The sequence below is a fragment of the [Clostridium] symbiosum ATCC 14940 genome, from assembly GCF_000466485.1.
Classification (GTDB): Bacteria; Bacillota; Clostridia; order Lachnospirales; family Lachnospiraceae; genus Otoolea; species Otoolea symbiosa.
This window is the reverse complement of record NZ_KE992938.1, coordinates 1-23,053: the sequence shown is the minus strand read 5'-3', so window position 1 is coordinate 23,053 and position 23,053 is coordinate 1. Positions and strand designations below refer to the sequence as shown.

Here is a 23,053-nt window from a genome sequence, read left to right as displayed (position 1 = left end):
CGTACCGGCGGCGTCCTCACCTGCTTAACTATCAATTAAACATTCTTTTTAAGAGCCGCGAGAATCACACACCCCACTGCAGATCCGGCCGCCACAGCTGCCAGGTACCCGATTGGATTCCCGATTGTCGGAAGAACAAAGATACCTCCGTGCGGCGCCCTGAGCGTACAGCCAAGGAGCATGGACAGACCTCCTGCTACGGCTGAGCCTGCAATACAGGATGGAATCACGCGCAGCGGATCCTGGGCAGCAAACGGGATAGCTCCCTCCGAGATGAAGGACAAACCCATAATATAGTTTACAAGACCTGACTGACGCTCTTTTACCGTGAATTTCTTTTTGAAAAATGTGGTTGCCAGAGCAATGGCCAGCGGAGGAACCATACCTCCTGCCATTACTGCCGCCATAACGTCAAAGTTGCCTTCCGCAAGCTGCGCCGTTCCGAATACATAGGCCGCTTTGTTGACAGGGCCGCCCATATCTACGGACATCATGCCGCCGACCACCATGCCAAGAATCACCTTGCTGGTTCCGCCCATGCTGTTCAGCAGATTGGACAGGCCGTCGTTGATGGCTCCGACAAAAGGATTAATAATCGTCGTGATTACAGCTACCAGAAAAATGCCGAGAACCGGATATAAAAGAATCGGTTTAATTCCGTCCAGTGATTTCGGCAGCCTGCTAAATACCTTCTTCAACAACAGGATAAGGTATCCGCCGATAAATCCTGCCAGCAGTGCTCCCAGGAACCCGGCATTCACATCGCCTCCTGCCGGATTGGCAAAAGTCATTCCCATCTTAGCCACCAGCCCGCCGACAAAGCCGACTGCCAGTCCCGGACGGTCTGCAATACTCATGGCAATGAAACCTGACAGAACGGGAAGCATCATGCCAAACGCCTGCTCTCCCACTGTCTTCAGATAGGCCGCCAGCGGCGTATTCTTACCAAAATTGGCGGGATCCAGTGAATAATCATCAAACAGGAAGGCCAGGGCTATCAGGATGCCGCCGCCGATTACAAACGGCAGCATATGGGAAACACCATTCATCAGATGCTTATAAATGCTTCTTCCCAGATTTTCCTTGTCGGCAGATTCCGTCTCTCCGGCTCCGCCGTCTGCCGCATGATGGTAAATGGGCGCTTCTCCGGCCTCAATTTTCTTAATCAGTTCTTCCGCTTTGTGAATACCGTCGGAAACAGGCGCTATTATGACCGGCTTACCGTTAAAACGGGCCATTTCAACATTCTTATCGGCCGCTATGATGATACCGTCCGCTGCCTCGATTTCCTCTTTTGTCAGATGGTTCTGTACTCCGTCTGCACCGTTCGTCTCCACTTTGACGGGATATCCAAGCTTCTCTCCTGTCCTGGACAGATTCTCCGCCGCCATAAAGGTATGGGCGATTCCGGTCGGACATGCCGTTACGGCAAGAATCCGGTATTTTACCTGTCCCGCATCATTGCTGCCGGTGGCGGCAGTATTATTTTCTTCGGCATCCATCTCCGCCGTTTTCTCCGGTGAGCTGTTCTTCTTATCGCCGTCTTCCTTTGCAGGGGCAAAACGATCCGCTTCCTTATCATTGATAAGTTTCAAAAACTCATCTGCAGTTTTCGCTTTAACAAGGGCGTTCTTAAAGTCCGGATCCATTAAAACCATGGAAAGCTTCGAAAGAGCCTCCAGGTGGGCATCAGCCTCCCCGTCCGGGGCCGCTATCATGAACAGAAGATTGGCAGGGCTTCCGTCAAATGATTCATAGTCCACGCCCTCCGGCACCACCATGGCTGCCAGACCAGGTTCATTGACCGCGGCAACCTTTGCATGGGGAATGGCAATTCCGTCTCCGACAGCCGTACTTCCAAGGGCTTCTCTGGCCAGAATACCTTTCTTATATCCTTCCTTATCATTCAGCCTGCCGCTCTTATCCATCAAATCCACAAGATAGTCAATGGCGGCTCCTTTGGAATCGACCTTCACGTCAAGAGCAATACTTTCTTTTTTTAACAGATCTGTAATCTTCATGATGTCCTCCTGATTTCTCCCTGCTTCTCATGAGCCTTTATTTGTAACAATTCAGACAGCATGAACTGTTACTGCAGCGAGTGCGCAGACCTGTCTGAACTATTACCTTTACATACTATTTTCCAGATGGTTACAGCTTCTCAAGAAGTTCAATAATATCTTTTCTTGTCGCTATTCCCTCCGAAAATGCGGTAGCGCTACCGGATGCCGTTCCCAGCTTCAGAGCATAGGCGTAATCCCGTTTGTCGAGATATCCTGCAATGAATCCGGCCACCATCGAATCTCCGGCTCCGACCGAATTCTTTACCGTTCCCTTTGCAACACCCATCTTATAAATCTCTTTCTCCTCCGTGACAAGAATCGCCCCGTCGCCTGCCATGGACACGAGTACGTTGACGGCCCCCATTTCCTGCAGCTTTCCGGCGTAGGTTATGATATCTTCATCTGATTTTAGCTCTGCACCGAACATTTCACCAAGTTCATGGTTATTCGGTTTAATCAGAAACGGATGGTATTTCAGAACATTGAGAAGCAGATCTTTCGTCGCGTCTACTACGATTCTTATCCCTTTTCCGTCGAGGCGTGACATAATTGTTTCATAAATCCGGTCGTCAATCGATTTCGGGATACTGCCGGACAGCACGAGAATATCTCCGTTTTCCAGCTTCTCCAGCTTCTCAAACAGCTTTTCCACATCACTCTCCGTGATTTGCGGCCCGATGCCATTGATTTCCGTCTCATTGTCCGACTTCATCTTGACATTGATCCGGGACATCCCGTCTTTCACACGAATAAAATCGCTTGCAAATCCAAGTGTCCTGACACCACGCTCTATCTCATCTCCGGTAAATCCCGCTACGAATCCCAGCGCTGTGCTGGCATACCCCAGTTCCTTTAAAACAGCAGATACGTTTATCCCCTTGCCGCCGTAAAAAATTTCTTCCGATACGGTTCTGTTAACGGTTCCTGTCGTAAAATTATCCACCTTCACCACATAATCCAGAGCCGGATTAAATGTAACCGTGTAAATCATACGTCATTCCTCCTCTTCTATATGAAATATATTTTCACCATCTGACATCATAATAATACGTATCTTTCATTTCGTCAATAGATATCTTCATGAAATTCCATTTCTTTTCCAATTTCATCATTATGCATAATTTACCCTGAAAACCTGCATTTTAAACATATTTTTTTTAGTCATTCTGCCTATTGCCGTTTCGACAGCCGCCGCTTTGATTTTCACGGCTGGCTGCATCACGTCTGGAATAGACACAGCCGCAGTAATTCTGACGATACAGATGATATTCCTGCGAAAGCTCTACGGAGCGTCTGTAGCCGTTCTTTTTCTTAAAATCTGAATTCAGAAAACGGACCCCATATTTTTCCCCCGCTTCCTCGCCAATCCGGTTCAGCCTCGCAGCATCCTTCATCGGACTGATGGTGAGGGTTGTCGTGAACCAGTCAAATCCCCCCTCTTTGGCCAGCTTTGCCGCCTCATAAAGCCGCATTCTAAAGCATAAGGTACAGCGTTCGCCCCCCTCTTCGTCTTCCTCATGTCCCTTCGCCATCTGAAAAAATTCCTCCGGCCTGTAATCACCCGCCACAAATTCCACAGGATAGCCCGACGGCATCTCCCTGACCAGACGCCGAATCTCTCCCAGTCTCTCCTCATATTCATCGCGGGGATAGATATTGGGATTATAATAAAAAACTGTAATTTTGAAATATTCGGACAGGTACTCAAGAACATAGCTGCTGCAGGGAGCACAGCAGCTATGAAGAAAGAGGGTAGGGACGTCTCCTTCCCGTTTGGCCTGTGCGATGACTTTTTCCAACTCTAGCTGGTAGTTCTTTTTGTTTTCCATACGTTTTCCTCCTTATATTACAGCCGGACCGCCGTAAAAAAACAGCCTGCCGCCAAAAGCCCCATGCGCAGTACATAACTGTAATACACAATTGGCCTTCAGCACACAGGCTGCCAATAATATTCAACTTTACTGATTACAGGAAATCACGGATTCGTTTACTTCTGACCGGATTTCTCAGTTTTCTGAGTGCTTTGGCTTCAATCTGCCTGATACGCTCACGGGTAACGTTAAATTCTTTCCCCACTTCTTCCAGTGTTCTTGGATGTCCGTCTTCAAGACCGAACCGGAGAACGATAACCTGACGTTCTCTTTCCTTCAAATCTCCTAACAATGCATCGATATGCTCTCTCAGCATCACGGATTCCACATTACCTTCCGGAGTCACAACGTTGCTGTCCGCTACAAAGTCACCCAGGTTGGAATCGTCTTCCTCTCCAATCGGTGTCTCCAGCGAAGCCGGTTCCCTGGCTATCTGCATGATCTCCATTACTTTGTCTTCCGACATCTCGAGTGCTTCGGAAAGCTCTGCTACCGACGGTTCATACCCCAGTTCCAGCGTCAGCTTTCTCTGCATCTTCGACATCTTGTTAATTGTCTCAACCATATGCACAGGAACACGGATCGTCCTTGCCTGATCTGCCAGCGCTCTTGTGACAGACTGCCGAATCCACCAGGTAGCATATGTACTCAGCTTATATCCTTTTGTGTAATCAAATTTTTCAACACCCTTAATCAGGCCCAGGTTCCCTTCCTGTACCAAATCGAGAAAGCTCATGCCTCTGCCGGTATAACGTTTCGCAATACTAACTACAAGCCTGAGATTGGCCTCAATTAAACGTTCCTTTGCATTGTCATCGCCTTCCGCCTTCCTCTTGGCAAGACGCAGTTCCTCATCAGCGCTTAAAAGCGGAACTGTACCTATCTCCTTCAGGTACATGCGCACCGGGTCTTCCGTGCCGATTCCTTCCAGAAGGTCAATCGCATCAAGATCAATCTCTTCCTCTTCCTTCAGAAAATCGTCATCTGCATCATCCAGAAGCAGAGCGTCATCTTCCGCCAGTATTGTCTCATCGATTACTTCAGGGATAATGTCAATATTACTGTTCTCCAGATAACTGTATATCTGTTCCATCTGTTCTGTTGACAGATTATCCCCGGCAAAAAAATTGTTAATTTCTGTGATGTCAAGTGCGTTCTGTTTTGTTTTCGCCAGGTCGACAAGTCGTTTTAGCTTCTCTAAAAAATTTTCTTTCTCCACGAATTAACGTCCTTTCGCCTAAGAAGTTTGTAAATTATAATTCAGTAGCGGCTATCCAATCGGCTTAATTCTGAATAACCGGTTCTGAACAGCTGCGTATTGTAAATTGGTACTCGGCCTTTTATTATATACTAACCAAAAATTTTTTTCAACATATTTCTAAGCTTTTCTCTTAGTTTTTCACAAAGCTTCGACAACAGACGACGCCCGGCGCCGAATCGACACCGCCCGGCTCTTGTTTTCTATCAGAATTTCCGTTCTGCTGCCGCCGTACTCGCCGTCGAGCGACCAGTCTACCGGCTCTTGGGAAATCACTCTCAAAGTTTTGGCCCGGAACTGATATACGCAGTCGTTCTCTCCCTCGCGAAGAATCAGATAAGAAGCAATACTTGCAATATCTTTGGGTGTCCTGGGTTTACGGACAAGAAGAACCTCGAATTCACCGTCGTCCAGGGCCACATCAAGGCCGACCAGCCCCTTAAATCCTCCAATGCTGATGGTATTGGTAATCATTCCGATAATAAATTCATCCTCCAGCACTTTATCTTCCCATTCAAATTTCATTCTGTAAGCTTTCAGATTTGTAACTCTTTTCACGGCCTCCAGCATATAGGCCTGATGGCCGAGAAGATTCTTGGCCTCCTGCGGCGTACTGTAGGAAACCTCTGTGAATGCTCCGAATGCCGCAACATAGACAAAATATCTGTCTTCCCCGAATCTGCCCACATCGACGGCAGTCGTTCCGCCGCTGACAGCATCGAGAGCCGCCTTCTTCATATTCTTCGATATTCCGATGCTGGACGCGTAGTCATTCGTGGAACCTGAGGGAATATATCCCAGGACAGGCCTTTTTCCCTCTTCAATCGTCATCAGTCCCGATACGACTTCATTAAGCGTGCCGTCTCCGCCGCTGCAGACTACAAGGCTCCTGCCTCTCCCGCGCCGTGATACGATCTGCATGGCATCTAACGGCTTCTGTGTTACATACACCGACACCTCATAGCCATATTTCGTAAATATATCCAATATATCAAGCAGTTTACTGCGTATCTGCTCCTTGCCCGATCTGGGATTGAACACGAAAATCATTTTTTTCATAGGCCTTCCCTCTCATTATTTCACATTAAAGCTTTTGTATACACTCCGAATGCATTTGGCAGGGGATATTTTGAAAATATTTCCTCTTTTTTTACCATATGAAACAATTCCGGATGTTCTTTTGCTATTTTAACACGGTATCCAGTCATATGCCATTCCACATGAGAGAAGATATGGACCGAGTCAGGCAGTCTCTCAGAGGCAAGAATATCCTCTTTCGGAAGCCCGAGAACTTCTGAAAGCTCCTCCTCCCCTGCATGTCCCGGAATATTGGGAAATTCATAGAGGGAAGCCAGAAGCCCCTTTCCACTCCTCTTTCGTATAGCGGCTTTATCCTCCCATTCGAGAAGAAATATTGTCTTTTCTTCAATTCTTCTCGGTTTTTTAGGAGCCTTTACCGGAATCACATCCGTCAGTTCCCCTTTTAAAGCCAGACACAGGGAATTCATCGGACATTCACCGCACAGCGGCTTCCCTGCCGGGATACACACAATAGCCCCCAGTTCAATAAGAGCCTGGTTATAATCGCCGGCCCTCTCCCTGTCCATATTATCCCTTATTAAAAGCTCATAACGCTTCTTTGTGCCTGCTTTCGTAATGTCCCCGCGATCAGCAAGCAGTCTTGATATCACTCTCAGGACATTGCCGTCCACCGCTGGTTCGGGTATCCCAAAGGCGATAGATGATATGGCTCCCGCCGTATAGCTGCCGATTCCGGGAAGCTTAAGAAGCTTATCATAGGAATCCGGCATTACCCCTCCATGCTCATCCACTATTACCTGGGCCGCCTTTTTTAAATTTCTGGCTCTGCTGTAATACCCAAGCCCCTCCCAGAGCTTTAGGAGAGTTTCCTCATCTGCCGCGGCCAGACTTATGACGTCGGGCAGTGCCTCCATGAACCGTGCAAAATAAGGTTTGACCGCCTCTACCCTGGTCTGCTGGAGCATAATCTCCGAAATCCAGACCTTGTAGGCCTCCGGTTCTTCCCTCCACGGCAGGATTCTTCTGTTGTTGTCATACCAGTGAAGCAGCGGCCCTCTGACAGCTCTTAATCTTTCATCTTCTGTTAAAGGCGTATCCGGCCGTTCCAGTGTTTTTAATTTACTATAAAGATATTCCATAATTTCCTCTGCGCCTCACAAAACGATAACCTGCACGCTACGCCCCAAAGCCAGGTTTTCGCCGGGACGAAAGACTCAGTCTCCCCCCTCGCCACACCGGACATGGTCCGTTCCGTACGCGTCCTCCGGGCCTCAATAAGGCCGGGAACAGTACGCTGTTATACATAGCCGTATATGCCGCGGACAGAAACCTCGCCCGAAATCACCTGGTGGACTGCCCCGTCTTCCGTCTTCACAAGCAATTCGCCGGCATCGTTAATCCCGAGTGCCGTACCCACATATTCGCTGCCCGGCTGAAGGACACGGACGGAGCGCTGCATATTAGCCAGATGGCTGTTGTAGACGTCCAGCAGCCCAGACATATTGCCGGATTCCATAAATACGTTATAATATTTCTCGTAAGACTCCATCACTGCGCCTATCAGCTGGCTCCTCTTTACACGCTTTCCCGTCTGCAAAAGGATGGAAGTTGCCACATCCTTAATCTCTTCCGGAAGCTCCTCCATATTGGCGTTAATTCCCATGCCTGTAACCACGTAATTGATGCATTCCAGCTCGGTGCTCATCTCGGTGAGAATGCCGCAGATTTTCTTTCCGTCCGCCACAATGTCATTCGGCCACTTAATCTGAGTCTCCAGGCCGCAGGTTTTCCCAATTCCTTCCGATACGGCCAGGGCTGCCACCAGAGTCAGCATGGAAGCGGCGGACGGATGAATCTCCGGTCGGATCATCAGGCTCATCCAGACGCCCACGCCACGGGGTGACGTCCACATTCTTCCCCTGCGTCCCTTCCCCATATTCTGGTAGTCGGCCACTGCCAGCGTTCCATGAGGAGCGCCTGCCTCAGCCGCCTGCTTGGCTTCTGTATTCGTGGAACCGGTCTCGTCAAAATAGAGTACCTTCTTCCCGGCCCATTTCGTATTCATACTGCTTTCAATTTCAGCCCTGCTTAATATATCGCCGGCCATCTTCAGCCTGTATCCCTTATTTCTGACGGCTTCTATCAGATATCCTTCTGTCTCGAGCTGCTTGATCACCTTCCAGACGGCTGTTCTGGAAACATTGAACTTCTCGCAAATCTCCTGTCCCGATATATATCCTTCTGCTTCTTTAAGCATACGCAAAACTTCTGTCTTCACTTGTTTTACCCCCACCAGATTGTAAGCGCACTAACCACACAAAGCAGGAAAAGTCCCACTCCCGCGGTCATCAGTGCCGCGCCTGCAAATCTCTTTTTCTTTTTTCCTCTGTTATTATGAAAGCGATCATAGCCGTTGGCAAAATTCAGCAATGCGGCCAGAAGAAAGATGGCCGGGAACAAAATCCGGTTCTCATCCGGATTTAAAAAAGCCAGAACTGCCAGGATGACTATCAGGATTCCCACAATAACATGAAGTGTGTCTAAAACAAAAGAAGAGACTCTTCCGTTTCTCTTTTTTTCCTGTATTACCATCCTTTTCTCTCCTTTAATGTTTTGGTCGTGCATTATCTTCAGATCCTTCTTATTTTACATAAATACCGGCCGCTTGTCAAAAAAATATTTAGTTGTGGTTGGAGGACGCGGCCGGACCGGCGGGGTCCTCACCCGCTAAAGGAAGTCTCCCGTCAGCTTTCAGTAAAGATTTATGGATTTCCCGGGCCAGTTCATCCGCTTTGTAAACACGGTATCGGCTGATTTTAAAAGTAACTGCAAGCTCCTCCAGTATTGCCAGATACATATCCTTGTAATCCCAATCCGGCTTCAGCTTGAGCTCCCTGGCCAGCTCCGGGAACACATTCTCCGTATAAAAACGGTATCCGTCGAGATAAGCAAGCGCCTCTTCATCCAGGACAGATTCCAGATAAATCTTTAAGAGTTCCAGTTCAGACATCATCCTGTCAAAATAATATGGTTCCTCATACGGGGCATAGATATAATATCTCCGTCCGTCCAGGCCGTATAGGAGGCGCGAGGCCTCCAGATACCCAAGCGCCATATTCTTCCTGCTTCTTTTTTTGTCAAATTCAAGCACTCCGCCCAGCTCTTCCCTAGGGGCGATGTGGTAGATATTGGTCCCTTCCGGTATCTTTACTTTCTTTTCACGGTCATAGCCGGGTCCGTAGATTCGGACTACGATCACGTCCTGATAGCCACGGTCAACCAGCACATCGAGAGGAACATTGTTAAAACCGCCGCCGTCCGTATAGAGCTTTCCGCTCAGCTTCTCCGTCTTAAAAACAGGGAAGAATGCGCTGGCCAGTAAAATTTCCTCCATCTTACCCTCTGATGCAGATTTGACGTCTATATTAAGGAGCTTCATATCGGATACTGAAAAAGTCGTTGCAAACAGTTCACAATGGGAATTCCTGATCTTTTCCTCATCTACGGTTTCATGAAGCAGCTTTTTAAGAGGCGTAATATCTACTCCGCGGTCTTTAATCAGTTTCTTAATTTCCTCGGCCGTCTCCAGGATACTGCCAGTGTTCATATTAAAATCCATAACCGCAGAATAATTGATATTATGCCAGATATCCTCCGCTTTCTCCGGATCATCCATGCAAATCAGCGCCCCGTTGAGTGCCCCTACCGACACGCCCGAGACGCCCTTTAGCTTGATTCCGGCTTCCCTGAGCGCCCTCCAGGCGCCTATCTGGAAAGAGCCTTTAGCTCCGCCTCCCTCCAGTACCAGCCCATATTCTCTGGATAAATCCAGTTTAATCTTATCCTGGCCCAGGTTGACTTTCCTGACCATCCTGCGCCGGCTGCTTTCCGGCTTTTTCTCATTCTCCATTGTTCCACCTGTACAGGAAAAACCGGATTGCCTCGAGCATTTCCTGACTGCCTCGGACTAATCCGGTTTTCTATTATTCCTGCTGCCTATTACGCGTTGCCGTTACTGTCGTCCTTCATTCCGACCTCTGCAAGAGACTTTACGAGGCCCGCAATTCCCTGAATCTCAGAGGGAATAATGATTTTAGTCGCTTTGCCGTCCGCTGCCTTCGCAAAGGCCTCAAGGCTCTTAATCTGGAGTACCGCATTATCGGCTCCGGCCTCCCGGATATAGCGGATACCGTCTGCATTCGCTTTCTGTACCTTGAGAATCGCTTCCGCTTCACCTTCCGCCTCGCGGATCCTCTTCTCTTTTTCTGCTTCCGCACGGAGAATTGCTGATGCTTTCTCTGCCTCTGCTTCCAGGATTACCGACTCCTTCTGGCCTTCTGCAACCAGAATCGCTGATTTTTTCTCACCTTCCGCACGCAGGATAACTTCACGCCGTTCACGCTCTGCCTTCATCTGCTTCTCCATCGCATCCTGAATGGCTGCCGGAGGAATGATGTTCTTAAGCTCCACACGGTTTACCTTGATGCCCCACGGGTCGGTGGCGATATCAAGCGCGGCACGCATCTTTGTATTGATAGTCTCTCTGGACGTCAGAGTCTGGTCAAGCTCCAAATCACCGATTATATTACGGAGCGTTGTAGCTGTAAGGTTCTCAATCGCCATGATAGGATTCTCCACCCCGTATGCAAACAGCTTCGGATCCGTAATCTGGAAAAAGACTACCGTATCAATCTTCATTGTGACATTATCTTTTGTGATAACAGGCTGCGGTGCGAAATCCACTACCTGCTCTTTCAGAAGAACTCTCTTTGCCACCCGGTCAATAAACGGCACTTTAAAATGAATGCCTACAGACCATGTTTCCAGATAAGCTCCTAAACGCTCAACGACAAGTGCCTGTGCCTGCGGTACAATCCTGATGCATGATGCCAGTACCAGCAGGACGATAATCGCAAGAATGACAAAACTTATAAATGCTCCCATATGCTATTACTCCTCCTCAACTTTGCTTACAATCAATTTTACCCCATTGACTGCGTCTATCTTTACCATAGTTCCTTCTTTAATCGGCTTCCCGTCGGACGAACGCGCCGTCCACTCCTGCCCCGACACAACAGCGGCTCCCGTAGCCAGATCATTATCCACGTCGGCCGTGATTCTGGCTTTCTTCCCGATGAGTCCCTCCACATTGGTTTTAACCGTCTTCTTATTGACGAATCTCAGCGCAAAGGGCCGGGTAAAGAAAAGCAGCGCACAGGAAATAATAAAAAATGCCGCCATCTGAACATTATAATTTGCTCCGAGTAAAGCCAGTAAAAAAGCGATAATTGCACCTCCGGCAAACCAGATGGTCGTAAGCGCCATTGTTGCAGCTTCTATCCCTATCAGAATCACAAAAGCTGCCAGCCAGATTATCCATGCCATACTTTCTTCTCCTTTCTTAACTAAAGGAAATACTCCTTGATACTATTATAGTATTTTTTCAGACATTTAGCAACATATGGCAGAATATTCTAAACTTACATTTTTATTACTCATTTATAAACTAAAAACTAATATTTTATTAAATATTAATTTCTTCTCTGCCGTGCAGTCTCAAACATGAGAATGGAGGCTGCCACAGCCGCATTGAGGGATTCTACCTGACCGGCCATCGGAATCCTGACATAGCAGTCCGCCATCGCCGCCGTCTCCTCCGTAAGTCCGTTAGCCTCATTGCCGATGAGAAATCCCGTATCCGTACGGTAATCTTCATTCTCGTAGCTTACCTTCCCCTTTAAGTGGGCGGCATAGAGCCGGATTCCCTCCGCTTTAATCCTGCCGATGGCCTGCTGCCAATCTTCCACATAGACAAAGGGAACACGGTAGATAGAACCCATTGTGGAACGTATCACCTTCGGATTATAAATATCAGCCGTTGCACTGTTCATGACTACCCCGGTGATTCCTGCGCCTTCACCGGCCCGCAGGATTGTTCCCAGATTCCCGGGATCCTGGATTGTCTCAAGAATCATCAGGTGGGCAGGACTGTCCCTCTTTATCCCATCCCCTTTCACAATTTCATTAAGAGAATGGGAAAGCTGAGCGGCCACCGCCAGAATTCCCTGGGGCGTCTGTGTATCCGACATATATTTCATTACATCGTCGGACACCTCCTCAAAACAGATCCCTTGTAAAAGCTCCGACGCCTTTTCACCATGCTGCCTCAGAAAGCTCTCCGAAACATATGTCTCCTTCAGCCTGTCCTTCGGCAGCTCGGCAAACATCTTTGCCCCCTCCACAATAAACAGTCCCTGTTCCCTCCGTATCTTTGCTTTTTTCGCCAGCGCAGATACCGACCTCACTCGGTTATTTCCGGTACTCGTTATCATCTGTGTCCTCCGTAATGACCATAAAACTATATTTCAATCTGTTCCAGCTCCTCCAGCCACAGCCTGCTGCATGCATCGCTTGGCATCCTCAGATCCCCACGCGGAGACACGGCCGCCGAGCCGACCTTCGGACCGTCAGGAAGACAGGAACGTTTAAACTGCTGGCTGAAGAATCTTCTGTAAAATACCTTCAGCCATTTTAAAATCACTGCATTATCATAAACTCCTTCAAAAGCCATGACGGCAAGGCGGTAAATCTTTCCCGGATGGTAGCCGTAGCGCAGAATATAGTACAGATAAAAATCATGCAGCTCATACGGACCTACCAGATCCTCCGTTTTCTGAGCTATCTTTCCGTCTTTCTCAGGCGGCAGAAGTTCCGGACTGACCGGGGTATCCAGCACATCGAGCAGTACCTCCGAAAGCTCTTTCTCCCCGCAGGTATCGGCAAAATACCTTACCAGATGGCGTACCAGCGTCTTTGGAACGGAGCTGTTGACTCCATACATGGACATATGGTCGCCGTTGTAGGTAGCCCAGCCCAGCGCCAGCTCCGACATATCGCCGGTACCAATCACCATCCCGTTATATTTATTGGCGATGTCCATCAGGACCTGGGTCCGTTCCCTGGCCTGGGAATTTTCATATGTCACATCATGAACGGAAGAATCATGTCCTATATCGCGGAAATGGTTTGCCACCGCATCCTTTATGTCTACCTCCAGAAGGGAAGCACCCAGCTTTTTTGTCAGATAGCAGGCATTGTGGTAGGTTCTGTCCGTAGTCCCGAAGCACGGCATTGTGACGCAGATAATCTTATCCCTGGCAAGCCCCAGCAGATCAAAGGCCCTGACCGTGACAAGCAGCGCCAGGGTGGAATCGAGTCCGCCGGAAATACCGATTACCGCACTCCTGCATCCCGTATGCTTTAATCTCTTCTTAAGTCCCATGGCCTGAATGGAAAGAATTTCCTCACACCTTCTGTTCCTGCTCTCCTCATCCTGCGGCACAAATGGGGATGGGTCGATAAAACGCTCCGGCCTGTTTTCATCCTCATACAGGCTAAAGTCGATAAATACATAATTTTCCCGCCCCGCCGTCTGATAGGTAGTCATTCTTCGGCGCTCACATTCCAGGCGCTCCAGGTCCATGTCCGCATAGACAGTCTCATTTTCAAAGCGGCGCGATTCTGCCAGCATGGTACCGTTCTCAGCAATAATATTCTGCCCCCCGAAAACCAGATCCTGGGTTGATTCTCCTTCACCTGCATTGGCGTAGATATATCCGCAGAGCAGTCTTGCCGACTGGCCCGAGATAAGGCTCCTCCTGTAATCGCTTTTGCCTGTCGTCTCATCACTGGCGGAACAGTTTACAATCACCGTGGCTCCGGCCGAAGCATGGCCGATACTGGGCGGATTCAGCACCCAGACATCCTCACAGATCTCTGCTCCCACCACCAGGTTCTCCACATTGGCACAGTTGAACAGGATTTTGCTCCCCATCAGAACATAGCCGTCCTCCCAGGGAACTGCCACCGGCTTTTCAAATCCCGGATTAAAGTAGCGCAGCTCATAGAATTCAGAATAGTTCGGCAGGCACATTTTGGGAATAAGGGCAAGCAGCTCCCCGTCCTGAATGGCGGCGGCTGTATTATAGAGCTTGTTATTATACTCCCACGGAACACCGGCAAATACCAGCATGTCGCTTCCTGCCGTAAAATCCACCAGCTTTTTCAATTCTTCCCTGGCCTTTGTGAGAAGCGGTTTCTGGTTAAACAGTTCCCCGCATGTATATCCGGTCAGAACCAGCTCAGGAAATACCATGATTTTGGCTCCGCGTTCCCTTCCCTCTATGATTCTGCAGCAGATCTGCTCTCTGTTATATTCCACATCCGCTACTTTTACTTCCGGTGTTGACGCCGCAACACGGATAAAACCGTCCTTCATATTCATTGTCTCCTTTGCAGGTTATATGTCAAATCAAATTGCCATTTTATTCAATCTCTTATTTTAAATACAATAGCAGAAAATGTCAATTTATTAGTGTTCTCCCGGTAACATTGTTACAGTTCAGCCTTTGGCCAAACTGCAACAAATGATGCACAGAAACGGAAAAAACGCCTCGCGGAATACATCATAGCCGAACTGTTACCTTCCATTTTCCCCATTTCATATAAATAATATCCATCAGAATCGTTGTAATCCACGTTATCGGATAACACCATAAAACAGCCTCGTAGCTTGGAAACACCGGTATTATTAATTTTATGTAAATCATTCTGAGCACGCACATGTTTCCGACGGAAATCAGCATTGTTTCCATCGATTTGCCCGCTCCGCGCATGACTCCCATAAGAATCTGATGTACTGCCAGCACAGCATAGAATCCGACCAGGATACGCATCGTAATCATGCCGTTGTGAATTACCCCGGGATCGGATGAGAAAATGGAAAGCACACGCTCCGACTCGAAAAACAGCAGCAGAGAGATCAGCGCCGATACCGATACGCAGATGATCATTCCCTGCTTAATTCCTTCCCGAATCCGCTCCGGTTTTCCCGCTCCGATATTCTGTCCGGTAAAAGTCGTAGCTGCCATGCAAAAACTCTGCATCGGCAGTACCACAAAGCCGTCCACCTTATTATACGCCCCGAATCCGGCCATCACGGTTGAGCCGAAAATATTGACATTGGCCTGCACCACCACATTCGAGAGGGAGATAATGGACTGCTGGATGCCGCTTGGGATCCCGAGGCGTAGAATCCGTTTCATCATACGTTTATCTATTTTGATTTTTCTAAGTTCCAGCCGGTAAATATCTTTTGTCCTCATCAAAGCTGACATAACAAGTACGGCCGACACAAACTGCGAGATAATCGTCGCCCATGCCACGCCGTCAACTCCCATATGGAAACCGGCTACAAAAAGGAGATCAAGGACAATATTGGTAACAGAAGAAATGCACAGGAATATAAGAGGCCGCCTGGAGTCTCCCACCGCCTGCAGGATACCGGCCCCCATATTGTATAACAGATTGAACAGCGAACCCAGAAAATAAATCCTGAAATAAAGGACAGATGTGTCGAGAACCTCCGGCGGCGTCTTCATCAGCCGCAGAATAGACGGTGAGAACACGATGCCCACAACCGATAAAAGAATGCCTCCGATGATGCTCAGGGCTATGGACGTATGAACCGCCCACCCCATCTTGTCCTCGCTCTTTGCCCCGTAATACTGGGAAATAATAACGCCGGATCCGACTGCAATTCCCATGAACATTCCAATAATCAGGTTGATTAGAGGCGTGCTGGACCCTACCGCCGCCAGGGCTTCACTGCCGATGAACTGCCCCACAACAATGGAATCCACCGTGTTGTAAAGCTGCTGGAACAGATTGCCTATCAGTAACGGAATCGAAAAAATAACGAGCTGTTTCCAGATTACCCCCTCTGTCATCAGAACACTGCCGTCTTTTTTCCCTTTCATCCTACTCACTTTTTCTCCCTCCTTATTATTTTCCCCTCGCCGATGCCAGTTCCCTGACCACCTCTCCGGCGATCAGCAGACCAGCCGCCGGCGGAACAAATGCGATGCTGCCCGGCACCGAACGGCGCGAGCTGTTCTCCGATATCTCCTCTCTGATAAGCTGCTCTTCCAGCTCAGGCTCCGGTTCCACCGGCTTCTCTGTGGAAAACAGCACCTTCAGCCTTTGAATCCCCCTGCTTTTCAGTTCCTTCCTCATTACCCTGCAGAGCGGGCAGACAGACGTCTCCGATATATCAGCAATCCGGAACAGTTCCGGATGCAGTTTATTGCCTGTTCCCATTGATGATATAAGCGGTATCCCTGCCTCCCCGGCATACTGGGCCAGCGCCAGCTTCGCCGTCACCGTATCGATTGCATCCACAATGTAATCCACCCGTCCCGCCGCCAGGAAAATTTCTTGAATATTGTCTGTCAGAATGAACGTTTCAAAAGTCATGGTCTGCGTATCCGGGCATATTTCCCTGATAATCCCTTCCATTACCTTCGTCTTTTTCATCCCCACCGTACTGTGGTAGGCAACGCACTGGCGGTTGATATTCGTCACTGAAACATCGTCATTATCTATCAGAATCAGACGTCCGACGCCGCTTCTGGCAAGCGCCTCGGCGCAGTGGGAGCCGACGCCTCCGATTCCAAAGACTGCCACCGTACTTTCCCTCAGCTTTTCCATCCCGGTTCTTCCCAGTATCAGTTCCGTCCTTATAAATTCACGTCTCTGTGCCATATCCATCCGTTAAACCTCTCTACTCCATCGGAGCATGATAAAACTTGCCATAAAACTGCTCCGTCTTAAACACGTTAATAATTACATGGGGATCTACTTCCCGCATCAGCCTTATAATATCATCCACCTCATAGGAAGAAATTACCGTGTGAAGCACATACATCTTCTTCCTGCTGTAACCGCCCACAGCCTCCACGCAAGAGATTCCGTGCTTGCATACCCGGATATACGCCTCCATCATCTCGTCGGCCTTCTCCGTCGTAATCTGCAGAGTCACCCTGTCATACCTGTGGTGGAAGGTCGAAATCGTCTTAGTGGATATGAACTGGAAGAGAATCGAATACGCTGCGTTCATCCATCCGAATAACAAGCCGAATATGCAGTAAAGCACACAGTTCCCGATAAAGACCTGTCCCCAGATGGAACGGCCCGTTTTATTTGAAACATAGAGGGCGATAAAGTCGGTTCCTCCCGAAGAGGCATTGCCCTTCAGGGCTATCACAATGGAAATTCCCATTAAAAAACCGCCGAATATAACATTCAGAACCGGGTCGTCAAACAGCGGTTCAAAATGCAGGAATTGCAGGAATCCGCTGGTAAGGAAAACCTGGAACAGGGAAAAAGCCGTAAACCTTACACTGATGCCGCGGCTGCAGATAATCGCCACCGGAATATTAATGCACAGCATTCCGAGTGATGTGGGAAAGCTTATTCCCCATGTAGAGGTCAGCATCTCCACTAAGATTGCAATACCGGTAAATCCGCCGGACAAAAGCTCCGCCGGCCGGATAAAAGCCTGTATAACAAAAGCCTGCAAAACAGCAGAAATAACGACTGCCAGAAATGTAATGACATTTCTGACTGCTTTCATTTTCTGTATCTGCATGGCCCTGTCTTTAATTTCCTGCGCTTTTCTGGCTATCTCGCCTGTCTCCGCCTCTTTATCCTCTTCCGACGGATTATCTGTTCCTGCCGTATTATCTGCTTCTCTATTTTCAGGCTGCCCTGCGGCGCCTTTGCTTTCGTACATCCTGTTGCTCTCTTCCGCTCCTAATCCCTTCTTTTCGATGTCTTCGGAACTCATTCTATACCTCCTGACGGTAATTTTTATAGTTGGCGGTACAAAGCGCATACTGCGGACCTTTCACCGCCATGTAAAAAAAGGAACCGCCTTTCCCCCACAGAAGGCAGTTCCTCCGGTCACGTTCACTAACCGTTACATCAAATAGTTTATTGCTTATGTAAATATAACATTTTATACTGTTTTTGTCAATCAAATCCTGTCAATATGCACAAATCTTTTTTGCCGGAGGAAACTACCCGATATTATATTTGATTTCCTGCGGACTTATTCACTCATAATTTTTAGAAATTTACACATACTTTCCATAATTCTAAAATTCATTTGCATAATTCTGGATGAGAGGAGCTATTTTATGAAAATCTCAAATAAACTGGAGACCAATATGCAGCGCTTTGAAAAGCTGCTGCGTCCCGATATCAACTTTGATGTGGTATACCGTGTCATCCGCGTCGGCGGACGGAATGCCTGTATCTATTTTATTGACGGTTTTACAAAGGATGATACGCTGCTTCGTATCCTCCAGTCCTTTGGGAGCATTAAACCGGAGGCAATGCCTGATACGGCACACGAATTTTCCAAGCTGTACCTGCCATACGGCGAGATAGGGCTGGAGACGGAGGAAGACCTCCTGGTAACCCAGCTTCTGTCCGGCGTGCCATGCATGCTGATTGACGGATATGAGCAGGCATTCACCATAGACTGCCGCACATACCCGGCCAGAGGCGTCAGCGAACCGGAAAAGGATAAAGTGCTGAGAGGATCCAGGGACGGTTTCGTCGAGACTCTGGTTTTTAATACGGCGCTGATCCGCCGTCGTATCCGCGATCCGAAAATGCGGGTCGAGATTATGAATGCAGGAGAAAGCTCCCACACCGATATTGCCATCTGCTATATGGACGGAAGAGTTGACGAGGATCTTCTGGCTAAAATAAAAGGCAGAATTGAGAAACTCCATGTGGATGCCCTTACCATGAATCAGGAAAGCCTGGCGGAGTGCATTTATCCGCATAAATGGTACAATCCTTTTCCAAAGTTCCGTTTTTCCGAGAGGCCGGATACTGCGGCTGCATCCATCCTGGAAGGCAATATCATTATACTCGTGGATAACTCCCCCTCCGCAATGATACTGCCGTCATCCATCTTTGACATTATTGAGGAAGCAGACGACTATTACTTTCCGCCTATTACGGGAACTTATCTGAGGCTGTCCAGAATGCTGATATTCTTTCTGACGCTGTTTCTGACGCCTCTGTGGCTGCTCTTTATGCAGAATCCGAGCTGGATTCCCGAATGGCTTGCCTTTATCCAGGTCACCGACGATGTCCATGTGGCCCTGATATTCCAGCTCCTGATTCTGGAGTTTGCCATCGACGGCCTGCGTCTGGCTGCGGTCAACACCCCCAGTATGCTGACAACGCCTCTGAGTGTCATCGCCGGTATCGTCCTCGGCGAATATTCGGTTAAATCGGGCTGGTTCAACAGTGAAACCATGCTCTATATGGCTTTTGTCACCATTGCAAACTATTCCCAGACAAGCTTTGAGCTGGGATATGCCTTAAAGTTCATGAGGGTGATGCTCCTTTTGCTGACCGCTTTCTTCAATCTTTGGGGCTTTATCGCAGGAACCGTTATCAGTGTCCTGTGCCTCATATTCAACAAGACGATTGCCGGAAAAAGCTATATCTATCCACTGGTTCCATTTAGCTTCAGTGAATTAAAAAAGCGGCTTGTGCGCAACCGGCTTCCCCATGAGGAAAAAAGAGAGTCATGATTCCACTCTCTTTGCCACCACAAAGAACCTCCCGTCTTTCTGGGTATACTCACAGGTGGTAAGCGTGATAAGCCGGTCGGGCCAGACAGCCTCCGCTCCGGTATCATAAAAACGGTGAATTTTCAAGTAATTCATCAGCTTTTCATATTGCTCCTCATCTTTTGCCAGCAGCATGGTCTTAAAGTCTTCATCCAGCCGGGAAGCCGGCTGCTTGAAGGCTGCGATCACCTGGTAGGTTCCTGTTTCTGCCAGCGTATCAAATTTAACATAGGGATGGGCTTCCTGGAATTCACGGCTGTTGTATTTTTCGATTTCGGCAAACATATCCCCGTTTTTCATATGATGGCCATAAATCAGAATGTTTGGTGTAGATTGATCCACCCGGCAGTCCCCGTCTATGAAAATCATTCCATAGGAGGATTTCTCTTTGTCAAAATTCCGGTTGATATAAAATTCCGGTTCGTCTGGGGTATACATGACCGGATAGTCCACCTTCGTGCCTTCGATACGAATCCATCCCTGCATATCCGGATTCTGGCGGTTCAGAGCCTCGTACTGTGCCAGTCTCAGACGATTCTGCCGTTCCTTCTCTTCCGCCGCATCGAGGCCTGAATATTCTTCCGTTTCATAAACGGCAGAGTCCATCACCCGGTAGATATCTTCAAGGGCTTCCTGGCCCTTTCTGTAATCCAGCTCCTTTTTTACCAGCTTATATCCGAGAAACAGTGCCGCCGCTATCCCAAGCAGGGCAATCAGAGTAAACACGTGCTGCATAAATTTTCTGCCCATCTCCTTCTACCTCCCAATCTAAGAAAGAATCTCGCTCGCGGGATTCTACGCCTGCGGCGGGTCGCTTCGGCGACATTATTCCCTACCGCCGCAGTGCGATCCTCCGCGGAGCGGTTTTTATTTAACAGGAGGACTTTCCTGTTAAATAAAAAAGAGCAGCGGTTCGTATCCCCCCGCTGCTCTTCAATTAAAACTGCTCTGTATTTAAAAATTATTACTTTTGAACACTGTAACGTTTTTTCATATAGAGTGCGCCGGCTGCAATCAGCAGGGCCAGCAGAATACCGAATATGTATCCGCTGATGCCGGTATCGCCCATCCTCGGGATATTAGCCAGAGGAACTCCGGAATCCAGGATGACGATACTGCCGTCTTCTCCGGTCCAGGGTGAAAGCGGAACTTCCGAATCAATAATCTCTGTCACACTGCCCGGTCCATTGTTGGAGTTTCCTCCGCCGGACGGGCCGCCTCCGCCGCCTCCGCCTCCTCCACCGGAGGGTGTGGTTCCCTCAACACAGAAGACCCAGTCTACCGCGTCAAAGGTATCAATGAAATCATTGTCAAAGGTCGGGCCGGGAAGCTTCAGTGTAATCACCATATTCTTCTGTGTACCTGCCGCAAAGCTTCCGAGAGCAATGCCGTAATTACCGGCTGTCATCGACTCGTAACCCGCCTTTGGCTTCACTCCGTCGGCGCTTCCCTCATAGATAACCTTATCGTCGAGCTTCAGCGTCATCTCTATCTGATCCAGGATATCGTTACGGAAGGTCTTGCCGTCGGCGGACGCCGTACTCTTATCCCTGACCGCGGTCATTTTGTCGGCACTGGTAAAGTCAGCATATGCCTTCAGGTAAATGGTAACAGCCCGGCTGCTCTTATTGGAGAGCGCCACCTGATTGTCTATCGTATCACCCGGCATCAGCTCCTTCATGTTGGTGAAGAGATCCTTATCCTGGTATCCGACCACGACATCGGTATCGCCGGCGTATCTGCCACTGCCATTTACATCAACTGAGTCTGCAGCGAGTGCAGTCATGCTGCTCATTCCCACGAATGCCGCCGCCCAGAAGCCCGCTATTATCCGTTTTAATAGATTTCTTTTCATAGCATCAAACCTCTCTCGCTGCTAATCATGGTTATTTGGTTTTCAGGCGCTCCCCTTAACAGAGGGATTCCTGACCTGAAATAGCTTTTATTGTGATTAAACGAAGAGTATTATTCCTCGGTCTCAACGTCATAACTGATGATATTACCACTGCCCAACTCGAATGCCGCTTTGCAGCTTGTTACATTATCGCCAAGATTATCAGACTGTATAGCTTCCGCGTCCAAACGAACTGTGATTTTCTTATCAGCAAAATTCTCGTTATTTGCTTTAGCCGGGTCGATTGTGATATCCGTCATAATCTTCTCTGTCCAATTGCCCGGTGTGACAATATCTTTATAATAGTAATATCCGTCATCCCCCTCTTCCCAGTTTGAATTTCTACCAATTATATCCATATACTCAGGCTTGCTAATTTCATTCTCACCCTCAAGAAATACAATCTTAGCTCGAATATATGCAGCATTTTTACCTTCATTCTTAATACGAGCCTCTTTATCTAAATTCTGTCCAGGTGTAACCGGAGTTTCTGTTCCAAACTGTATACCGGTATATTTGTCGGTAATCTTCTTCTCAACATTTCCGTCACCTTCAAACCATGCAATATCTACATTGCCGGTTGTTACTACGTTCGTTGCCGTCTCAGTATCTGTAAACCATGCCAAGGTTCCTCCAACTGCCAAAGTACCAACTAATGCCGCTGCTGCTAAGGAAAGGACTAATTTTTTCTTCATTATTTTTTATACCTCCGAATTTTTCAGTTTAATATTTTCACAATTCTTTTATAAGCTTCTTCTTTATCCGTTATTACTTTGTCATCGCCTTCCATGCATCTTCCTCAGTTAAGTTGGCAGCCTGGATTGCCTCTGCATCTACCTTGATATTGAAAGAATTATTTGCAAAAACATTATCCCATTCTTCGCCCGGAATCTGAATGTCTGTAAACACGGTGAAAACCACATTCTCGCCATTGGTCATGATGTTATTGGAGGCACTGTTTTTATAATATACGGTTGTGCTGTATGAGCCATCCTCATTCTTGGTCCATTTCGCATTTTCGTCAAGGCCTATAAATTTAATATCGTTTTCCGCTTTCTCATCTTCAAAGGTAGCCATAACTGCCTCGTCGCCGCTTACTGTAATAACGGCTCTGACGTATGCGTCATTCTCATTATTTTTGATTGTAACTGTTTTCTGGAATTTGTCGCCCGGCATAATATCCTTATATTTTAAGCCGTCTTCTTCGATTACGCCGTCTTCTCCGCCATTTTCACTAAGCGTAATATCCACATTTCCCATTGTTACTACATTTGTCGCCGTCTCTGTGTCCGTAAACCAGGCCAGAGTTCCTCCTACTGCCAGGGTTCCAACCATTGCCGCTGCCGCTAATGCAAGTGCATATTTCTTTTTCATCTTTCTACCTCCAAATAATTTTCGGTAGTGTCAAGTTTCACTACCTGTTTTATTGT

Annotated in this window: 21 protein-coding genes; 1 reads left to right on the top strand and 20 read right to left on the bottom strand. The window is 48.1% G+C overall.

Going from position 1 to position 23,053, the window contains the following annotated elements:
• Nucleotides 1-35: 35 nt before the first annotated feature.
• The 16 genes from CLOSYM_RS13450 to CLOSYM_RS13375 form a co-directional block, all read right to left on the bottom strand.
• Nucleotides 36-2,021 (bottom strand): PTS fructose transporter subunit IIABC, encoded by a 1,986-nt coding sequence (locus CLOSYM_RS13450; RefSeq protein ID WP_021642521.1) that lies wholly within the window; start codon nucleotides 2,019-2,021, stop codon nucleotides 36-38.
• Nucleotides 2,022-2,151: 130 nt separating this feature from the next.
• Nucleotides 2,152-3,054: a 1-phosphofructokinase gene (gene pfkB, locus CLOSYM_RS13445; RefSeq protein WP_021642520.1), complete on the bottom strand. Its 903-nt coding sequence runs from the start codon at nucleotides 3,052-3,054 to the stop codon at nucleotides 2,152-2,154.
• Between the two features lie 166 nt (nucleotides 3,055-3,220).
• Nucleotides 3,221-3,892, bottom strand: coding sequence for an epoxyqueuosine reductase QueH (locus CLOSYM_RS13440; protein ID WP_021642519.1), 672 nt, complete (start codon nucleotides 3,890-3,892; stop codon nucleotides 3,221-3,223).
• Nucleotides 3,893-4,028: 136 nt separating this feature from the next.
• Nucleotides 4,029-5,153 (bottom strand): RNA polymerase sigma factor RpoD, encoded by a 1,125-nt coding sequence (rpoD, locus tag CLOSYM_RS13435; RefSeq protein ID WP_003499996.1) that lies wholly within the window; start codon nucleotides 5,151-5,153, stop codon nucleotides 4,029-4,031.
• Nucleotides 5,154-5,333: 180 nt separating this feature from the next.
• Nucleotides 5,334-6,251, bottom strand: a complete 918-nt coding sequence (locus tag CLOSYM_RS13430; RefSeq protein ID WP_003499995.1) for a diacylglycerol/lipid kinase family protein — start codon at nucleotides 6,249-6,251, stop codon at nucleotides 5,334-5,336.
• Between the two features lie 20 nt (nucleotides 6,252-6,271).
• On the bottom strand, nucleotides 6,272-7,372 hold the full coding sequence (gene mutY, locus CLOSYM_RS13425; RefSeq protein ID WP_021642518.1) for an A/G-specific adenine glycosylase: 1,101 nt from the start codon (nucleotides 7,370-7,372) through the stop codon (nucleotides 6,272-6,274).
• Nucleotides 7,373-7,530: 158 nt separating this feature from the next.
• Entirely contained in the window at nucleotides 7,531-8,511 is a 981-nt protein-coding gene (locus CLOSYM_RS13420; protein WP_003509407.1) for a biotin--[acetyl-CoA-carboxylase] ligase, read from the bottom strand.
• Nucleotides 8,512-8,516: 5 nt separating this feature from the next.
• On the bottom strand, nucleotides 8,517-8,825 hold the full coding sequence (locus tag CLOSYM_RS13415) for a DUF6637 family protein (protein ID WP_044902427.1): 309 nt from the start codon (nucleotides 8,823-8,825) through the stop codon (nucleotides 8,517-8,519).
• A gap of 88 nt (nucleotides 8,826-8,913) precedes the next feature.
• Entirely contained in the window at nucleotides 8,914-10,104 is a 1,191-nt protein-coding gene (locus CLOSYM_RS13410) for a patatin-like phospholipase family protein (RefSeq protein ID WP_044902429.1), read from the bottom strand.
• 128 nt (nucleotides 10,105-10,232) lie between these two features.
• Nucleotides 10,233-11,177: an SPFH domain-containing protein gene (locus CLOSYM_RS13405; RefSeq protein WP_003499988.1), complete on the bottom strand. Its 945-nt coding sequence runs from the start codon at nucleotides 11,175-11,177 to the stop codon at nucleotides 10,233-10,235.
• Nucleotides 11,178-11,183: 6 nt separating this feature from the next.
• A complete protein-coding gene (locus CLOSYM_RS13400; RefSeq protein WP_009296748.1) occupies nucleotides 11,184-11,618 on the bottom strand; it encodes an NfeD family protein in 435 nt (144 codons plus the stop codon).
• Between the two features lie 146 nt (nucleotides 11,619-11,764).
• A complete protein-coding gene (locus tag CLOSYM_RS13395) occupies nucleotides 11,765-12,565 on the bottom strand; it encodes a TrmH family RNA methyltransferase (protein WP_021642514.1) in 801 nt (266 codons plus the stop codon).
• Nucleotides 12,566-12,591: 26 nt separating this feature from the next.
• The gene (locus tag CLOSYM_RS13390) at nucleotides 12,592-14,511 is read right to left on the bottom strand and encodes an NAD(+) synthase (protein ID WP_009296750.1); all 1,920 of its coding nucleotides are present in this window, start codon (nucleotides 14,509-14,511) and stop codon (nucleotides 12,592-12,594) included.
• Between the two features lie 187 nt (nucleotides 14,512-14,698).
• On the bottom strand, nucleotides 14,699-16,051 hold the full coding sequence (locus CLOSYM_RS13385) for an MATE family efflux transporter (RefSeq protein ID WP_021642513.1): 1,353 nt from the start codon (nucleotides 16,049-16,051) through the stop codon (nucleotides 14,699-14,701).
• A gap of 25 nt (nucleotides 16,052-16,076) precedes the next feature.
• Nucleotides 16,077-16,841, bottom strand: coding sequence for a tRNA threonylcarbamoyladenosine dehydratase (locus tag CLOSYM_RS13380; protein WP_021642512.1), 765 nt, complete (start codon nucleotides 16,839-16,841; stop codon nucleotides 16,077-16,079).
• A gap of 13 nt (nucleotides 16,842-16,854) precedes the next feature.
• The gene (locus CLOSYM_RS13375) at nucleotides 16,855-17,721 is read right to left on the bottom strand and encodes a YitT family protein (protein ID WP_044902428.1); all 867 of its coding nucleotides are present in this window, start codon (nucleotides 17,719-17,721) and stop codon (nucleotides 16,855-16,857) included.
• A 550-nt stretch (nucleotides 17,722-18,271) separates the two neighbouring features.
• On the opposite strand from CLOSYM_RS13375, the gene CLOSYM_RS13370 reads away from it, so the two are divergent.
• Nucleotides 18,272-19,690, top strand: coding sequence for a spore germination protein (locus CLOSYM_RS13370; RefSeq protein ID WP_021642509.1), 1,419 nt, complete (start codon nucleotides 18,272-18,274; stop codon nucleotides 19,688-19,690).
• Here CLOSYM_RS13370 and srtB read toward each other — a convergent pair.
• The 4 genes from srtB to CLOSYM_RS13350 form a co-directional block, all read right to left on the bottom strand.
• Nucleotides 19,685-20,479, bottom strand: a complete 795-nt coding sequence (gene srtB / locus CLOSYM_RS13365; RefSeq protein WP_021642508.1) for a class B sortase — start codon at nucleotides 20,477-20,479, stop codon at nucleotides 19,685-19,687. The two genes, CLOSYM_RS13370 and srtB, sit on opposite strands and share 6 nt — an antisense overlap.
• A gap of 214 nt (nucleotides 20,480-20,693) precedes the next feature.
• Nucleotides 20,694-21,584 carry a hypothetical protein gene (locus tag CLOSYM_RS13360; protein WP_021642507.1) on the bottom strand — a complete coding sequence of 297 codons (891 nt, stop codon included), beginning with the start codon at nucleotides 21,582-21,584 and terminating at the stop codon, nucleotides 20,694-20,696.
• Nucleotides 21,585-21,694: 110 nt separating this feature from the next.
• The gene (locus CLOSYM_RS13355; RefSeq protein ID WP_021642506.1) at nucleotides 21,695-22,318 is read right to left on the bottom strand and encodes a SipW-dependent-type signal peptide-containing protein; all 624 of its coding nucleotides are present in this window, start codon (nucleotides 22,316-22,318) and stop codon (nucleotides 21,695-21,697) included.
• 73 nt (nucleotides 22,319-22,391) lie between these two features.
• Complete coding sequence (locus CLOSYM_RS13350) at nucleotides 22,392-22,997, bottom strand: SipW-dependent-type signal peptide-containing protein (protein ID WP_021642505.1); 606 nt, start codon at nucleotides 22,995-22,997, stop codon at nucleotides 22,392-22,394.
• Between the last annotated feature and the right edge of the window lie 56 nt (nucleotides 22,998-23,053).

What these genes read in the sequence shown, in the direction of transcription:
- srtB (WP_021642508.1), bottom strand. Translation starts at nt 20,479, where the DNA reads ATGGGCAGAAAATTTATGCAGCACGTGTTTACTCTGATTGCCCTGCTT.
- CLOSYM_RS13430 (WP_003499995.1), bottom strand. Translation starts at nt 6,251, where the DNA reads ATGAAAAAAATGATTTTCGTGTTCAATCCCAGATCGGGCAAGGAGCAG.
- mutY (WP_021642518.1), bottom strand. Translation starts at nt 7,372, where the DNA reads ATGGAATATCTTTATAGTAAATTAAAAACACTGGAACGGCCGGATACG.
- CLOSYM_RS13380 (WP_021642512.1), bottom strand. Translation starts at nt 16,841, where the DNA reads ATGGATATGGCACAGAGACGTGAATTTATAAGGACGGAACTGATACTG.
- CLOSYM_RS13350 (WP_021642505.1), bottom strand. Translation starts at nt 22,997, where the DNA reads ATGAAAAAGAAATATGCACTTGCATTAGCGGCAGCGGCAATGGTTGGA.
- CLOSYM_RS13450 (WP_021642521.1), bottom strand. Translation starts at nt 2,021, where the DNA reads ATGAAGATTACAGATCTGTTAAAAAAAGAAAGTATTGCTCTTGACGTG.
- CLOSYM_RS13400 (WP_009296748.1), bottom strand. Translation starts at nt 11,618, where the DNA reads ATGGCATGGATAATCTGGCTGGCAGCTTTTGTGATTCTGATAGGGATA.
- CLOSYM_RS13385 (WP_021642513.1), bottom strand. Translation starts at nt 16,051, where the DNA reads ATGAAAGGGAAAAAAGACGGCAGTGTTCTGATGACAGAGGGGGTAATC.
- CLOSYM_RS13440 (WP_021642519.1), bottom strand. Translation starts at nt 3,892, where the DNA reads ATGGAAAACAAAAAGAACTACCAGCTAGAGTTGGAAAAAGTCATCGCA.
- CLOSYM_RS13405 (WP_003499988.1), bottom strand. Translation starts at nt 11,177, where the DNA reads ATGGGAGCATTTATAAGTTTTGTCATTCTTGCGATTATCGTCCTGCTG.
- CLOSYM_RS13355 (WP_021642506.1), bottom strand. Translation starts at nt 22,318, where the DNA reads ATGAAGAAAAAATTAGTCCTTTCCTTAGCAGCAGCGGCATTAGTTGGT.
- CLOSYM_RS13360 (WP_021642507.1), bottom strand. Translation starts at nt 21,584, where the DNA reads ATGAAAAGAAATCTATTAAAACGGATAATAGCGGGCTTCTGGGCGGCG.
- CLOSYM_RS13375 (WP_044902428.1), bottom strand. Translation starts at nt 17,721, where the DNA reads ATGCAGATACAGAAAATGAAAGCAGTCAGAAATGTCATTACATTTCTG.
- CLOSYM_RS13390 (WP_009296750.1), bottom strand. Translation starts at nt 14,511, where the DNA reads ATGAAGGACGGTTTTATCCGTGTTGCGGCGTCAACACCGGAAGTAAAA.
- CLOSYM_RS13370 (WP_021642509.1), top strand. Translation starts at nt 18,272, where the DNA reads ATGAAAATCTCAAATAAACTGGAGACCAATATGCAGCGCTTTGAAAAG.
- pfkB (WP_021642520.1), bottom strand. Translation starts at nt 3,054, where the DNA reads ATGATTTACACGGTTACATTTAATCCGGCTCTGGATTATGTGGTGAAG.
- CLOSYM_RS13410 (WP_044902429.1), bottom strand. Translation starts at nt 10,104, where the DNA reads ATGGTCAGGAAAGTCAACCTGGGCCAGGATAAGATTAAACTGGATTTA.
- CLOSYM_RS13415 (WP_044902427.1), bottom strand. Translation starts at nt 8,825, where the DNA reads ATGGTAATACAGGAAAAAAAGAGAAACGGAAGAGTCTCTTCTTTTGTT.
- CLOSYM_RS13395 (WP_021642514.1), bottom strand. Translation starts at nt 12,565, where the DNA reads ATGATAACGAGTACCGGAAATAACCGAGTGAGGTCGGTATCTGCGCTG.